The organism is Clostridium uliginosum, assembly GCF_900112485.1.
GTDB lineage: Bacteria > Bacillota > Clostridia > Clostridiales > Clostridiaceae > Clostridium > Clostridium uliginosum.
The window spans coordinates 1-15,449 of sequence record NZ_FOMG01000035.1 but is presented as its reverse complement, the minus strand read 5'-3'; the positions used below and the strand labels follow the sequence as shown (position 1 = coordinate 15,449).

10 protein-coding genes are annotated in these 15,449 nt (G+C 30.7%); 1 reads left to right on the top strand and 9 read right to left on the bottom strand.

The window, feature by feature from the left end:
* Position 1: 1 nt before the first annotated feature.
* The 4 genes from gltB to BM027_RS16085 form a co-directional block, all read right to left on the bottom strand.
* Positions 2-4,576, bottom strand: a complete 4,575-nt coding sequence (gene gltB, locus BM027_RS16100) for a glutamate synthase large subunit (RefSeq protein WP_090094105.1) — start codon at positions 4,574-4,576, stop codon at positions 2-4.
* A 124-nt stretch (positions 4,577-4,700) separates the two neighbouring features.
* The gene (locus BM027_RS16095; RefSeq protein WP_090094102.1) at positions 4,701-5,261 is read right to left on the bottom strand and encodes an ANTAR domain-containing response regulator; all 561 of its coding nucleotides are present in this window, start codon (positions 5,259-5,261) and stop codon (positions 4,701-4,703) included.
* A gap of 303 nt (positions 5,262-5,564) precedes the next feature.
* Positions 5,565-6,896, bottom strand: coding sequence for a type I glutamate--ammonia ligase (glnA, locus tag BM027_RS16090; protein WP_090094099.1), 1,332 nt, complete (start codon positions 6,894-6,896; stop codon positions 5,565-5,567).
* 252 nt (positions 6,897-7,148) lie between these two features.
* The gene (locus BM027_RS16085; protein ID WP_090094096.1) at positions 7,149-7,508 is read right to left on the bottom strand and encodes a P-II family nitrogen regulator; all 360 of its coding nucleotides are present in this window, start codon (positions 7,506-7,508) and stop codon (positions 7,149-7,151) included.
* A 640-nt stretch (positions 7,509-8,148) separates the two neighbouring features.
* On the opposite strand from BM027_RS16085, the gene BM027_RS16080 reads away from it, so the two are divergent.
* Complete coding sequence (locus BM027_RS16080; protein WP_090094093.1) at positions 8,149-9,459, top strand: aspartate kinase; 1,311 nt, start codon at positions 8,149-8,151, stop codon at positions 9,457-9,459.
* 204 nt (positions 9,460-9,663) lie between these two features.
* On the opposite strand, the gene BM027_RS16075 is transcribed toward BM027_RS16080, so the two are convergent.
* The 5 genes from BM027_RS16075 to BM027_RS16055 form a co-directional block, all read right to left on the bottom strand.
* Entirely contained in the window at positions 9,664-10,017 is a 354-nt protein-coding gene (locus BM027_RS16075) for a DUF1667 domain-containing protein (protein ID WP_090094090.1), read from the bottom strand.
* 1 nt (position 10,018) lies between these two features.
* A complete protein-coding gene (locus BM027_RS16070; protein ID WP_090094089.1) occupies positions 10,019-11,272 on the bottom strand; it encodes an NAD(P)/FAD-dependent oxidoreductase in 1,254 nt (417 codons plus the stop codon).
* 12 nt (positions 11,273-11,284) lie between these two features.
* Entirely contained in the window at positions 11,285-12,712 is a 1,428-nt protein-coding gene (locus BM027_RS16065) for an NAD(P)/FAD-dependent oxidoreductase (protein WP_090094087.1), read from the bottom strand.
* Positions 12,713-12,880: 168 nt separating this feature from the next.
* On the bottom strand, positions 12,881-14,383 hold the full coding sequence (gene glpK, locus BM027_RS16060; protein WP_090094085.1) for a glycerol kinase GlpK: 1,503 nt from the start codon (positions 14,381-14,383) through the stop codon (positions 12,881-12,883).
* A gap of 100 nt (positions 14,384-14,483) precedes the next feature.
* Positions 14,484-15,041 (bottom strand): glycerol-3-phosphate responsive antiterminator, encoded by a 558-nt coding sequence (locus tag BM027_RS16055; RefSeq protein WP_090094083.1) that lies wholly within the window; start codon positions 15,039-15,041, stop codon positions 14,484-14,486.
* Between the last annotated feature and the right edge of the window lie 408 nt (positions 15,042-15,449).

Genomic DNA, 15,449 nt, shown 5'->3' with positions numbered 1-15,449 from the left:
CCTATCTTTCTTTAATTTCTTGGAAAGCTTTAATTAGTGCTTCTTCATCATCACATCCAAGATTTTTATACTTTTCAACTGTTTCTAATACCTTCTTGTAATCCTTAGGAATTATTTTAATGAAATTAGATTTTTCTGTATCAAAGTTGGATAATATTTTATTTCCTTTATGAGAACCAGTATTTTCTACATGTTCTTCAATTAAATCTTTTAATTCAATTTCATCTTCTAAGCTTAATTCTTCTAATAAGACCATTTCTTCATTTAAGTTTATTCTAAAGTTTTCATCATCGTTATAAAGATAAACAACTCCACCACTCATACCAGCTGCAAAGTTAATTCCAGTCTTACCTAAAATAACAACTTTTCCACCTGTCATATATTCACATCCATGTGCTCCAACACCTTCAACAACTGCCGTTGCTCCTGAATTTCTAACACAGAATCTTTCACCTGCAATACCATTTATAAATACTTTACCACTTGTTGCCCCATATAAAGCAACATTACCAATTAAGATGTTTTCTTCTGCTACAAATGTAGATTTCTTTGGAGGATATACTATAAGTTTACCACCTGATAATCCTTTACCAAAGTAGTCATTAGCATCCCCTTCGACTTCAAAAGTTAATCCCTTTGGAATGAACGATCCAAAACTTTGACCTGCCGCTCCATTACACTTAATACATATAGTATCTTCAGGTAATCCTACCGTTTTATACACTTTAGTAATTTCAGAACCCAGGATAGTTCCAAGGGTTCTATTCGTATTAGTTACATTAACTTCAAATTTTGTTTTTTCACCTTTATTTATTGAATCCTTGCATTTATCTAAGAATACTTTTTCATCTATTACTTCATTTAATTTATGATCATACTTTTTGTTCTTATCAAATTTAACTACTTTACCTTTAAACTTACTTGGAGTATAAAGTACAGAACTTAAATCTATATTTTTAGCTTTCCAACCATAAATATTTTCTTTTTGCTTAAGCCTATCTACTCTACCAACCATTTCATCAAGTTTTCTAAATCCAAGACTCGCCATAATTTCTCTTAATTCTTGTGCTATAAAGTACATAAAGTTAACTACATATTCAGGCTTTCCTTTAAATCTCTTTCTTAATTCTTCATTTTGAGTTGCTATACCTACAGGACAAGTATCTAAATTACAAACTCTCATCATAACGCATCCTAAAGATACTAATGGTGCAGTTGCAAATCCAAATTCTTCAGCTCCTAAAAGTGCAGCAACGGCAACATCTCTACCACTCATAAGTTTACCATCAACTTCAACTTTAACTCTATCTCTTAATTCATTCATTAAAAGAGTTTGATGAGCTTCTGCAAGTCCAAGTTCCCAAGGAAGTCCTGCATTTTTAATAGAGTTCTTAGGTGATGCACCTGTTCCTCCATCATAACCTGAGATTAATATTACATCAGCACCACCTTTTGCAACACCAGCTGCAACAGTACCAACTCCACATTCTGAAACTAGCTTAACAGATACCCTAGCATCCATATTTACATTCTTTAAATCATAAATTAATTGAGCTAAGTCTTCTATTGAATAAATATCATGATGTGGTGGTGGTGATATAAGTCCAACACCTGTAGTTGAGTGTCTAGTCTTAGCAACCCATGGATAAACCTTGTTTGCAGGTAATTGACCACCTTCACCCGGTTTTGCTCCTTGAGCCAATTTTATTTGAAGTTCATCTGCATTTACTAAATATTCTGAAGTTACTCCAAATCTTCCAGATGCTATTTGTTTTATTGAAGATCTTCTTGAGTCTCCATTTTCATCTACAATCCATCTTTCTGAGTCTTCTCCTCCTTCACCAGTATTAGATCTACCACCAATTCTATTCATAGCAATAGCTAATGCTTCATGAGCTTCTTTAGAAATTGATCCATATGACATAGCTCCGGTTTTAAATCTCTTAACTATTTCTGAAACCGGCTCAACCTCATCTAATGAAATTGCTTTAGAATTATAATTAAAATCTAATAATCCTCTTAAAGTTATTTCTGCTTTTTCATCATCAATTAAAGAAGTATATTCTTTAAATAATTCATAATTTCCGTTTTTGGTAGCTTCTTGTAATTTATGAATAGTTAAAGGATTATATAGATGTTGTTCTTGTTCTTCACCAGCTCTAAGTTTCTCATATCCTGGTGAATCTAATGAAAAGTCTGCTGCATATGTTTTATCTCTAAAACCATTTTCATGATTTATTTCAGCTTCCTTTTGAATTTCTTTTAATCCTATTCCAGCAATTCTACTTACAGTATTAGTAAAATACTTATCAATAACTTCTTTTCCAATACCTATAGCTTCAAATATTTGAGCTCCTTGATAAGATTGAATTGTTGAAATACCCATTTTAGAAAGTACCTTAGTTATTCCTTTAAGTATTGCTTTATTATAATTATAAACTGCTTTATCATATTCTACATCAAGTAATCCATCTTCAATTAATCCTCTTAAAGATTCATAAGCCATATATGGATTTATAGCTGACGCACCAAATCCAATTAAAGTTGCAAAATGATGAACTTCTCTTGGCTCTCCACTTTCTAATATTAATCCAACTGATGTTCTTGTTCCCTTTTGAACCAAGTATTGATGAAGTGCTGACACTGCAAGCAATGATGGAATTGGAATCTTAGTTGCACATACATTTCTATCAGATAATATAAGTATAGTGTATCCTTTTTCATATGCTTCTTGAGCCTTTTCAAACATCTCATCTAGCGCATCTTCTAAAGATCCTCCCTTATCAAATACAATATCTATAATTTTTGATTTTAAATTTCCTTGATTAAGTGCCTTTATCTTAGCTAATTCCTCATTATTTATTATTGGTGTATCAAGCTTAATTAAATCACAATTCACAGACTTATCTTCTAATATATTACCTTCTGGTCCAATATACACATTAGAAGCTGTAACTATTTCTTCCCTAATTGCATCTATAGGTGGATTAGTTACTTGTGCAAATAATTGTTTAAAATAATTAAATAATGGCTGAGACTGCTTAGATAATACTGCAATTGGAGTATCAACACCCATTGCTGCCAATGGTTCTGCACCACTTTCAGCCATAGGAAGCATAGTTGTTTTTACTTCTTCATAAGTATATCCAAATGTCTTTTCTAATCTTTTTCTAGTTTCTTTGTCATATTCAATTTTGAAAGACTTTCCTTCTTTCATTTTATCTAAAGTAACTAAATTATTCTCAAGCCATTCTCCATAAGGATTTTGAGTTGCATAAGTATGCTTTAATTCCTCATCATCTATAACTTCCTTCTTTACAGTATCTACAAGTAACATTCTACCTGGTCTTAATCTATCTTTCTTTTCAACAATTTCAGGTGGTATATCTAAAGCACCAACTTCAGAAGATAATATTAGTCTTCTGTCCTTAGTTATATAATATCTTGATGGTCTTAAACCATTTCTATCTAAAACTGCACCAACTTTTTCACCATCTGTAAATACGATAGCTGCTGGACCATCCCATGGTTCCATTAATGTAGCATTATATTCATAAAAAGCTTTCTTTTCCTTACTCATAGTCTTACTCTTATACCACGGTTCTGGAATGGCCATCATTACGGCTCTAGTTAAATCCATACCATTCATATATAAGAATTCTAAGTTATTATCTAAAATTGCAGAGTCTGAGCCTTCTTTATTTATAATAGGTAACACCCTATTTAACTCTTTTCCCAGTACTCTAGATTTAACATTTGTTTCTCTCGAATAAACTTTATTAACATTTCCTCGTAGTGTGTTAATCTCACCATTATGAATCATAAATCTATTTGGATGAGCTCTTTCCCAACTTGGGAATGTATTAGTGCTATATCTTGAATGTACTAATGCAAGAGAAGTTTCAACTCTCTCATCTTCTAAGTCCTTATAAAATTCTCTTAACTGTGTAGATAAGAGCATCCCTTTATATACTATTGTCTTTGATGAAAATGAGGCCATGTAAAAAGTTTCATTTAAGAATTTGCTTATCCATCCAGCTCTTTTTTCTATGTTTCTTCTAATAATGTATAATTCTCTTTCAAATGCGATTCCTCTTTTTACTCCATTTGGCCTTTTTACAAAAGCTTGCATAATTACAGGCATTGCTCCCAATGATGCTTTTCCAAGTATTGAAGGATTAGTTTTAACTTCTCTCCAGGCAATTAATTCAAGATCTTCTTCTTTTACTATATCTTCAAAAAGAGTTAAACCTTCTTTTCTTGCCTTTTCTTCTTGAGGTAAAAACATCATTGCAACAGCATAATCTCCTTCCGATCCAAGTGTTATGCCTTTATCTCTTAATTCCTCTTTAAAAAACTTATGAGGTATATTAAATAGGATACCGGCACCATCCCCAGTATTTTCATCTGCTCCTGTACCACCTCTATGCTTTAACTTTTCTAATATAGTTAAACAGTCTGATAAAATCTGATGTGATTTTTCGCCGTCAATATTTACTATTGTACCAATTCCGCAAGCATCATGTTCAAACGATGGACTATACAGACCTTGTAATTTAGGATTATAATTATCCATTTAAACTCCTCCTTTTAAAATAACCTATTTATAAGTAGCAAAATAACGAGTAAAAATACCTTTTTTTTGATATAATTACCCGTATATTTCACTATAATTAATGATGGTATAATTCAACAAATCTTTATAATTGTTCAGTTAATATAAAGTTAGCAATATGGCTCATTGGTTTGCCTAAATTCATACTTAACTTTTGCATATATCTAAATGCCTCATTTTCTTCCATCTTTTCATCTATCATAATCTTGCCTTTTGCTTTTTCAATTATCTTTCTATCTTCTAATGTGTGTTCTAATGTTTTAACCTGTTGTTTTAATTTTAAAATTCTTTTTTTACCTTGAAATATAAGCTCAATAGCATTTGTTAACAGCACATTTGAAATCTTCGTTCCTATACAATATATATCAGTATCTTCTTCAATAAAAGAACGATAAGGCTCATTTACAATAGCTAAAAAACTTGTGAGATCCATTAATGCATCATAAGCATCTAGTAAGCTCATATCCTTGAATTTATACCCCACTAAAACTAGATCTGGAGAATATTGCATAACCATTCTCATTAACTCACTACCTGAAGTACACATGGCTACAATGTCATATCCCTCCTGCATTAACAATCCCTTCAACTTCTTACTAGTATCTATATTACTTAATGCTATAATAATCTTTCCTCGCGATAGCATTGCAACACCCACCTTAACAATTAATTAGGCACATGAAAGAAAATAATAGACCAAAGGTGCATCGTATATTTCGTGTCAGACAAGGAAGCAAATTCAGTTAATAGCGAGCTATTAGCTGAATTTGTCGACGTGAGTAGAGAACCAAAAGTGAGAATCGAAATTTTATATTTCGTTCTTCGAACTTTCACACCGTGCAATCTATGATTTTGTGTGAATCACTTACTCAGCGAGTTTATACGAGTCGAGCTTCCATATGATGCAAAATAGATATGCATACTGGTCTATTATTTTTTTGAATGTTCCTTAGTATCTTTCAAGATAGCTTTCTAATTCCCAGTTATGAACCTTAATTCTATAATCATTCCATTCAGCTTCTTTAGCTTTAGCATAATTTTTAAATATATGCATTCCTAAGGTTTCTTTTACCAAATCACTTTCTTTCATGAATTTAATTGCTTCATATAAATTATCTGGTAAATTATCAATACCATTTGCTGTTCTTTCTTCTTGAGTCATCTTGAATATATTTCCATCTACACTTGCTGGTGGCTTTAAGTTATTTTTGATTCCATCTAATCCAGCTGCTAAAAGACAAGCTAATACTAAATAAGGATTAGCACTTGGATCTGGACATCTTAATTCTACTCTTGTACCTGCGCCTCTTGCTGCTGGTACTCTTATTAATGGTGTTCTGTTTTTTCCTGACCAAGCAATATAAACTGGAGCTTCATATCCTGGAACTAATCTCTTATATGAATTAACTAGTGGATTAGTTATTGCTGCAATTCCTTTTATATGCTTTAGTATTCCTGCAATAAAACTATGAGCAGTTTCACTTAAACCGTCAGCATCATTTTCATCTACAAAAGCATTTTTTCCATCTTTATTTAATGACATATTAATATGCATTCCTGATCCATTAATTCCAAATATAGGTTTTGGCATAAATGATGCATATAATCCATGTCTTTGTGCTATTGATTTAACAACTAGTTTAAATGTCATAATATTATCAGCAGTTGTTAGTGCATCTGCATATTTAAAGTCAATTTCGTTTTGTCCTTCAGCAACTTCATGGTGAGATGCTTCAATTTCAAACCCCATTTCTTCTAGGGCTAAAGTCATATCACGTCTAGCATTTTCTCCTAAGTCTGTTGGTCCTAAATCGAAATATCCAGCTTTATCTTGTGTGTTAACTGTTGCGTTACCATTTTCATCTGTTTCAAATAAGAAGAATTCACATTCTGGTCCAACGTTCATAGTATATCCTAATTTAGCTGCATCATCTAAAACTTTCTTTAATACAGTTCTAGGATCTCCTTCAAATGCTGTTCCATCGGGTCTATAAACATCACAAATCAATCTTGCAACTTTTCCTTGTTGTGGTCTCCATGGGAAAATAACAAAACTATCTAAGTTTGGTCTTAAACACATATCTGATTCTTCTATTCTAACAAATCCATCAATAGATGATCCATCAAACATACATTCATTGTTTAATGCCTTTTCTAATTGTCTATCTGTTATTGCAACATTTTTCAATGCTCCAAAGATATCAGTAAATTGAAGCCTTATAAATCTAACTCCATTTTCTTTAACTAAATTTATTATATCTTCCTTTGTATATTTTGCCATTGATAATTCCCCCTTTTAATTTTAAAAAAGGCGCACAATAGACAAATTTATTTGTCTATTGAACGCCTTTGCTCAATCATTTATTATTTATATTATATATATTATCTTAAAATAAATCAAGTTATTTTTAAAAAATATTATTAATTTTAGTAATTTATTGACAAAAGTAATGTTTAATATTTATTTTAGTGATAATATAATAATTTTAGTGTTATATTAGATAAAATTTTTATTTATTGTAAAATTTGATTCTTATTCATTTTCAAGAGCTTCTTTTCCTCTTGCCCCTGTTCTGACTTTAATTGCATCTTGTATTTCATATACAAAAATCTTTCCATCTCCAATTTCACCAGTTCTTAAAACAGCATTAGCTGCTTCAATAACTTTCTCAACAGGAACTTCACATACAACTATTTCCACTTTAATTTTAGGTAATAATTTCAACTCCGTAGCAACTCCTCTGTAGTATTGTACATCACCTTTTTGAGTACCACATCCTAATACTTGAGTTACTGTCATTCCCATAATTCCTATTTCATTAAGCGCTTCCTTTAATTCATCAAACTTAGTTTTTCTTGTTATAATATCTATTTTTGTTATTTTATCTGCCAAAGCATATTCCCCCTCTATTTATTTAAATGAAGCCTAACTAGTATACACTCGCTTTAGAAGTTTTGATATCAACATGTAGAATTTAGATTCTCACTTATAGGCTATCTTAACACTTTAAAAATCTGCTTAACTACTCTCTATAACATGCTCTTCTAAATCAAAGTTTATTACCTTTTTTATACTAAGTTAGTGTAATAAATATTTTTGAGCTAATTTTAAGCATTCCTTCACCAGTTAATAATAAACTTCATATTTATAGAAAATTATTGGGTAATAAAAAAATGGACTCACAAGAAATTTTCACTTCTATGACTCCATTGCCAAAACATCTAATTAATATGTTCATTATACTGAATGATATATTGATTGTCAATAATTTTCATTTGAATTTTCTTATAGAAACCCTCTAAGAATTTAAATTAATACTATATACTCAATAAAAATATTTTTTTAAGTAATATTCTTCTCTTATATTACCCATAAATAGCTAAATATACAGTATTACTTTTTATTTAAAATTGTTGAATATTGTATAATAACTTGTTACAATTTATTATGTACAAAAAATTATATATAACATTAATTCAATTATATAACATTCGTATATACAATTGAATATTATATTTGGGGGGCTATAAAAATGAATACAATTATCACAAAATTTGGTGGCAGTTCTTTAGCTGATGCTAATCAATTTAAAAAAGTAAAGGACATAATATGTGCAAATGAATCAAGAAAATATGTTGTGCCTTCAGCACCTGGAAAAAGAAATTCTAAAGATTCAAAAATAACAGACTTATTGTACCTTTGTCATGCTCATGTCAATGCTGGAATATCTTTAGATGATGTTTTTAACCACATTAGAGAAAGATATGTTGGTATAGTTCATGATTTAAAACTAAATTTTAATATTGAAGAACATCTAAGTATTATAAAAAAAGATCTTGAAGATGGAGCTTCTAGTGATTATGCAGCAAGTAGAGGGGAATATTTAAATTCATTAATTCTTAGCAACTATTTAGGATTTGAGTTTGTTGATGCTAAGGATGTTATTGTATTTAATAATGATGGTTCTTTAGATTCTAATGCAACACACTGTGCTTTAAGAGAAACATTATCATCAATTCCTAGAGCTGTAATTCCAGGATTTTATGGAGCTGATAAAGAAGGTAATATAGTAACTTTTTCAAGAGGAGGTTCTGATGTAACTGGAGCTCTAGTTACAGCAAGTTTAAATGCTGATCTTTATGAAAACTGGACAGATGTTTCAGGATTTCTAATGGCAGATCCTAGAATTATTAACAATCCAAAACCAATAAGTACAATTACATATACAGAACTTAGGGAACTTTCTTATATGGGGGCTTCGGTTTTACATGAAGATGCTATTTTCCCAGTGAGAGAAGTCGGTATTCCAATAAATATAAAAAACACAAACAGGCCTGAAGATAAAGGAACATTTATAGTAGAAGATTTATTAAAGAGTGATTTACAAACTATAACTGGTATAGCTGGCAAAAAAGATTTTACTGTAATATCAATAGCAAAAGCTCTTATGAACTCTGAATTAGGTTTTTGTAGAAAATTATTGTCAATTCTTGAACAACATAACGTTTCATTTGAAAATATGCCTTCAGGAATAGATACTGTATGTCTTGTTATTTCAGACTCTCAACTAAAAAACAAAAAGGAGTCTATAATAGATGAGATTAAACGTAGTTGTAATCCTGATTCAATAGTTGTTCATCCTAATATGGCATTAATAACAACAGTAGGCAAAGGAATGACTAAACAAAAAGGAGTTGCTGCAAAAATCTTTACTGCTCTTTCAAAGGCTGATATTAATATTAGAATGATCGACCAAGGTTCAAGTGAAATTAATATATTAGTTGGTATAGAAAATGATAATTTTGAAAAAGCTATACATGCAATATATGATGCATTTAATTAATCAAAAAATAAAACTATAATAAATAATATATTTATTTAATTATTACTAGAAAGTATTTTAGACAAGTAATTTCTAGTAATATTTTTTATACTATTAATTAACTTTTTAATGTACACTTGTTAGTATGTTCATTTTAAATCTAAAAAAATGGTGTACCAAAAACAAATTTGTTTTTGGTACACCATTTATATCAAGCATATGAAATTATATTGCTTTCATATTTCTAGATGCAACAATATCTATTCCAGTTCCTAATACATTTTTTACAATAACATCTCCAATTTTAACTGGTGCTTCTAATTCAACTCCACTTAAAACTTCCATGCATTTAAAATTAAGTCCCTTTGGAATAGAGCCCTTAGTCTTAACAGGAATAACAGGAAGTTGTCCACCTTTAATCTTAACAGTTGAAGTTATTACTCTAACTGGATTAGTAACTTCATTTATTCCATATTCTGCTCCTCTTTTACAAGTATTACCTGTTACAGTTTTGTTTTCAGCATCTACACTTAAATGGCAACCCATAGGGCAGCTTATGCAAATTAATTCTTTTACCATATTATTCACCATCCTCTAATGATATTGTAATATCACCTTTAACTTTTTCTAATAAAGCCTTATTTAAAATAACCTTTTCCATTTCTGATGGTGCTAAATGAGTTCTCTTGAACTTAGCAATCTCTTCACCATTACATCTTACAACTAAAGCTTTATTATGATAAATATTATTAACTCTCATAAATATAGTTAATTTATCATCTACAGCTTCTGGGTTAAGTTTTTGAGGTACTGTATAATTGATATTTTGACCATTAATTATATTTATATAATTACCCTTTTTAAGCTCTTTTTTAATATATTTTGCAGCAGATTTTCCTGCATGTTTTGATTCTTGAGTTACAAAGTCAACTAAGTCATGTACATGAACTACATTACCACAAGCGAATACTCCATCAATTGATGTTTCCATACTTTCTGTTACTATTAGTCCATTTGTTCTTCTATCTGGTTCTATACCAGCATTAGATGATAATTCATTTTCAGGAATAAGTCCAACTGATAATAATAATGTATCAACAGCAAATTCTTTTTCTGTTCCCTTAATTGGTTTTCTATCTGGACCAACTTCAGCAATTACAACTTTTTCTAATCTCTTATCTCCTACTATATCGATTATAGTATGTGATAAGAATAATGGAATGTCATAATCATTTAAACATTGAACAATATTTCTATTTAATCCATTAGAATATGGACATAATTCTACAACAGCCTTAACCTTAGCACCTTCAAGTGTCATTCTTCTAGCCATTATAAGTCCGATATCTCCAGATCCAAGTATTAATACTTCTTTACCTGGCATATATCCTTCCATATTTATATATCTTTGAGCAGCTCCTGCTGTAAATACACCTGCTGGTCTATCTCCAGGAGTGTTTATAGCACCTCTAGTTCTTTCTCTACAACCCATTGCAAGTATTACTGCATCTGTTTTTAAAGCCATATAGCCTTCTTCAGAATTAATTGCATGTACAGTTTTATCCTTTTCGATATCTAAAACCATAGTATCAAGTTTAATTTCTACATTTGTATCTTGTAACATGTCAATAAATCTACTTGCATATTCAGGACCTGTAAGTTCTTCCTTAAAAGTGTGAAGCCCAAATCCATTATGTATGCATTGGTTCAGGATTCCTCCAAGTTCTTTATCTCTTTCTAGAATTAGTATCTTTTTGATTCCATCATTATATGCTTCATAAGCTGCTGCAAGTCCTGCTGGGCCTCCACCAATTACTATTAATTCATAACTCATAATTTAAGCCTCCTACTTAGTTTTTCCGAATAAAATGTATGAACCATCTTTTTCTTGAACTATATCTTCTGGTTTAACATTATATTCTCTTGCTATTATTTCTTGAACTCTAGGTCCACAGAATCCGCCTTGACATCTTCCCATACCTGGTCTACATCTTCTCTTAACACCATCTAAAGAAAGAGTTCCAAATGATCTCTTGATAGCTCCTACGATTTCACCTTCTGTGATACTTTCACATCTACATACCATTCTTCCGTATTGAGGATTCTTTTTAATTAATGCAGCTTTTTCTTCAGCTGGTAATTCCATAAAGTGAATTTGTTCTCTCTTTGCTATAAAATTATCTTTCTTATTTAATTCAAGACCAGCTTTGTCTAGTATTTCTACTACAGCCTCAGCTACAGCAGGTGCTGAAGATAATCCTGGTGATTTCATTCCAGCAGCATCTACAAATCCTTTAACTTCATCATTTTCTTCTACTATAAAGTCTCCTGTGCTTGGAGTAGCTCTAAGTCCAGCAAAATTTCTTATGCTTTCTCTAAAATTAATTTTTGTAGTTGTATGCATAGATGCTTCTCTTATAGCATCTAATCCTTCACCTATTGTTCCTAAATCTTCTTTATCTTCCATATCTATAGCATCAGGTCCAATTATAAGATTACCATGTACTGTTGGACTAACTAAGATTCCTTTTCCAAGTTTTGAAGGACAAGGGAATATTGTATGAGATACTATAGCACCTTGAGATTTATCCATTACGAAGTATTCTCCGCTTCTTGGAGTTATCTTAAAGCTTTCTTTGCATATTAAATTATGAATTTTATCTGCATAAAGTCCTGCAGCATTAACTACATATTTAGCTTTTATAATTTCTCCATCAGCAGTTTCAATTGTAAATACATCATCTTTCTTAATTGAAACAACTTCTTTTTTAAGTTTAATTTCTCCACCATTTGTTACACCGTTTTCACATAATGCGATTGTGTATTCAAAAGGTCCAACTATTCCTCCAGTTGGTGCATAAAGAGCTCCATGTACTTCATCTGTAAGATTTGGTTCCATTTCTAAAAGCTCTTTTTTACCTATAACTCTTAGTCCTTTTACTCCTATTTTAGTTCCATTAGCACAAAGTTCTTCAACAGTTTTCATATCTTCATCTGAATGAGCTACAACTAATGAACCATTTCTTTTAAATGGAACAGATAATTCTTTGCAAAGGTCTTCATACATTTCATTACCTTTAACATTGAACTTTGCCATTAAAGTACCTTCTTTTGGATCATAGCCTGCATGTACTATTGCTGAATTAGCTTTTGATGTACCCATTGATACATCCTTTTCTTTCTCTAAAACAGCTACTTTTAAATTATATTTAGTTAATTCCCTAAATATAGAAGCTCCTATGACACCGGCTCCAATTATTGCTACATCATACATTTTTTATCCTCCTTTATATAACAAAAGAGCCAAACACAAATACACATTAAAAATAACATGTCTTTGTGCTTGACTCTAATTCTCTAAGCACTTTTAATCTTTATATTTACATATTAACACAAAGTTTTAGATTTGTCTAGTTTTATTCACAGTATTCAACATAAAGTTTTAGTTTTGTGCCCAACCTTTAACTCTTTCTACTGCGTTCTTCCAACCTGCACATAGTTTTTCTCTCTTTGCACTTTCAAAAGTTGGAGAATAACTTTGGCTTATAGCCCATGTCTTTGAAATTTCTTCTTTTGATTCCCAGAACTTAACTGCAAGACCTGCTAAATATGCTGCTCCTAATGCTGTTGTTTCAGTTATTATTGGTCTAAGTACTTGTGTATTGGAAATATCTGATTGGAATTGCATTAATAGATTATTTCTACTAGCTCCTCCATCAACTCTAAGTGATGCCAACTTACATCCAGCATCTTCTGCCATAGCTGACAATAAATCATTTGTTTGATATGCTATAGCTTCAAGAGCTGCTCTAATTATATGATTTCTATTAGCTCCTCTTGTCAAACCAAAGATAGCTCCTCTTGCATACATGTCCCAATATGGAGCACCAAGTCCAACGAATGCTGGAACAACATATACTCCTCCATTATCTTCTACCTTTTTAGCAAAATATTCTGAATCTGCTGCATCATGAATAAATTGAAGTTCATCTCTAACCCATTGAATTACAGCTCCTCCAACGAATACAGACCCTTCTAAAGCATATTCAATTTTATCATCTATACCAACTGCTATTGTAGTTACTAGTCCATTCTTACTAAGAACCATTTCGTTTCCTGTGTTCATAAGTAAGAAACAACCTGTTCCATAAGTATTTTTAGCACTACCTTTTTCAAAACATGTTTGTCCAAATAATGCACATTGTTGATCTCCAGCCATACCAGCTATTGGAACTCTTACGCCTCCAACACCTCCAAGATTTGTATGTCCATAAACCTCTGAAGAGTTTTTAACTTCTGGTAACATTGACATTGGAATACCTAATTTATTTATTATTCTTTCATCCCATTTTAATTCTTTTATGTTATAAAGAAGAGTTCTTGAAGCATTAGTGTAGTCGGTTACATGAACTTTACCATTTGTTAATTTCCAAACTAACCATGTATCAACTGTACCAAATAAAAGATCTCCCTTTTCAGCTCTTTCTCTTGCACCTTCAACATTGTCTAAAATCCATTTAATCTTAGTTCCTGAGAAATATGCATCTAATAACAATCCAGTATTTTCTTTTACATAAGTAGAAAATTCTTCGTCTTTCTTTAATTCTTCTACTATAGCAGCAGTTCTTCTACATTGCCATACTATAGCATTGTAAACTGGTTCTCCTGTGTTTTTATCCCATACAATTGTAGTTTCTCTTTGATTAGTGATACCTATTGCTGCAATTTCATCAGCAGTAATATTTGTTTTTGCTATTACTTCTTGAAGAACTCCATATTCGCTTGACCATATTTCTAGTGGATTATGTTCAACCCAGCCTTCTTTAGGATAAATTTGAGTAAATTCTTTTTGACTTACCCCTACAATATTTTGTTCCTTATCAAATATAATTGCTCTTGAACTTGTAGTTCCTTGATCTAATGCTAAGATATACTTTTTCTCCATATTAATTCACCAATCCTCTCAATTCAATTAATTATATAAAATAAAGCCGCACAAAACAATCCCCTTGTTTTATGCGGCTATTACTCTCACACACTTAAGCCTACATATTCCAAATTTCTTTTTTAGTTGTAGATACACATGTTGCACCTGAAGATAATGCTAACATAACTTCTTCTTTGTTTTCAATTAAGCCTCCTGCAACAATAGGCTTTTTAGAATCTTCTGACATAATCTTTATTACCTTTGGAATAACCCCTGGTAATATTTCTAATGCATCGCAATCTGAAACCAAATGATTTTTCGCATTATTCAATGAAATAGTATCAAATATAAAAACTCTTTGAATAGATACTAGTCCATAATTTTTAGCTGTCTTAACTACTTGAGGTTTTGTGCTTATAATCCCCTTAAACTTAGTTTCTTGTTTTAAGTATTTTATGACAATTTCCTTGTTAGTAAAACCTTCCACTAAATCAATGTGAATTATTCCTACTTTACCTTTAGATAATATTAACTCACTTATTTCTTTAATATTAATTATATCTCCAAATAATACAAATATAATTTCTGCTGAGGATTCTAATGCTAAATCTAATTCCTCTTTATTTTTTACTGCTGCTATGATTGGATTCTGTTCCAATAAATCTCTAGTATTCATATTCACCCTCTATATAAACGTTTTCTTTTGATGCTTTAATTATTACACACTTGTATAAACTTGTCAACACTGTTATTTTTTATTTTTTTGGAATTATTGTAAAATGCTAACTTTAAGAACCAGTATTTTTAACTTTAAATCAAACCTCTGGCTCTTAAAATAACATATTTTTTAAAAAATAGCAAGTCACTATGCCAATGTCATTTAGATAAGGATTTATCCTTGTCAAGATCATCTAAGGATATTGAAAATATTCTTAGGTGACTTTTTTGTCTTACTATACATGCTACAAAATAATATTTTTGGGTGCAACAAATAAACAGATTTACATCTGTTTTTTTGAAATATGATAAAATTTATGCTACTCTATAAATGAAGCTTACCGAAGATTTGGTACGAAGTTTTCTT

Coding starts and splice junctions, on each gene's coding strand:
- BM027_RS16075 (WP_090094090.1), bottom strand. CDS start 10,017: ATGGTAAAAGAATTAATTTGCATAAGCTGCCCTATGGGTTGCCATTTA.
- glpK (WP_090094085.1), bottom strand. CDS start 14,383: ATGGAGAAAAAGTATATCTTAGCATTAGATCAAGGAACTACAAGTTCA.
- BM027_RS16080 (WP_090094093.1), top strand. CDS start 8,149: ATGAATACAATTATCACAAAATTTGGTGGCAGTTCTTTAGCTGATGCT.
- BM027_RS16065 (WP_090094087.1), bottom strand. CDS start 12,712: ATGTATGATGTAGCAATAATTGGAGCCGGTGTCATAGGAGCTTCTATA.
- glnA (WP_090094099.1), bottom strand. CDS start 6,896: ATGGCAAAATATACAAAGGAAGATATAATAAATTTAGTTAAAGAAAAT.
- BM027_RS16095 (WP_090094102.1), bottom strand. CDS start 5,261: ATGCTATCGCGAGGAAAGATTATTATAGCATTAAGTAATATAGATACT.
- BM027_RS16055 (WP_090094083.1), bottom strand. CDS start 15,041: ATGAATACTAGAGATTTATTGGAACAGAATCCAATCATAGCAGCAGTA.
- BM027_RS16070 (WP_090094089.1), bottom strand. CDS start 11,272: ATGAGTTATGAATTAATAGTAATTGGTGGAGGCCCAGCAGGACTTGCA.
- gltB (WP_090094105.1), bottom strand. CDS start 4,576: ATGGATAATTATAATCCTAAATTACAAGGTCTGTATAGTCCATCGTTT.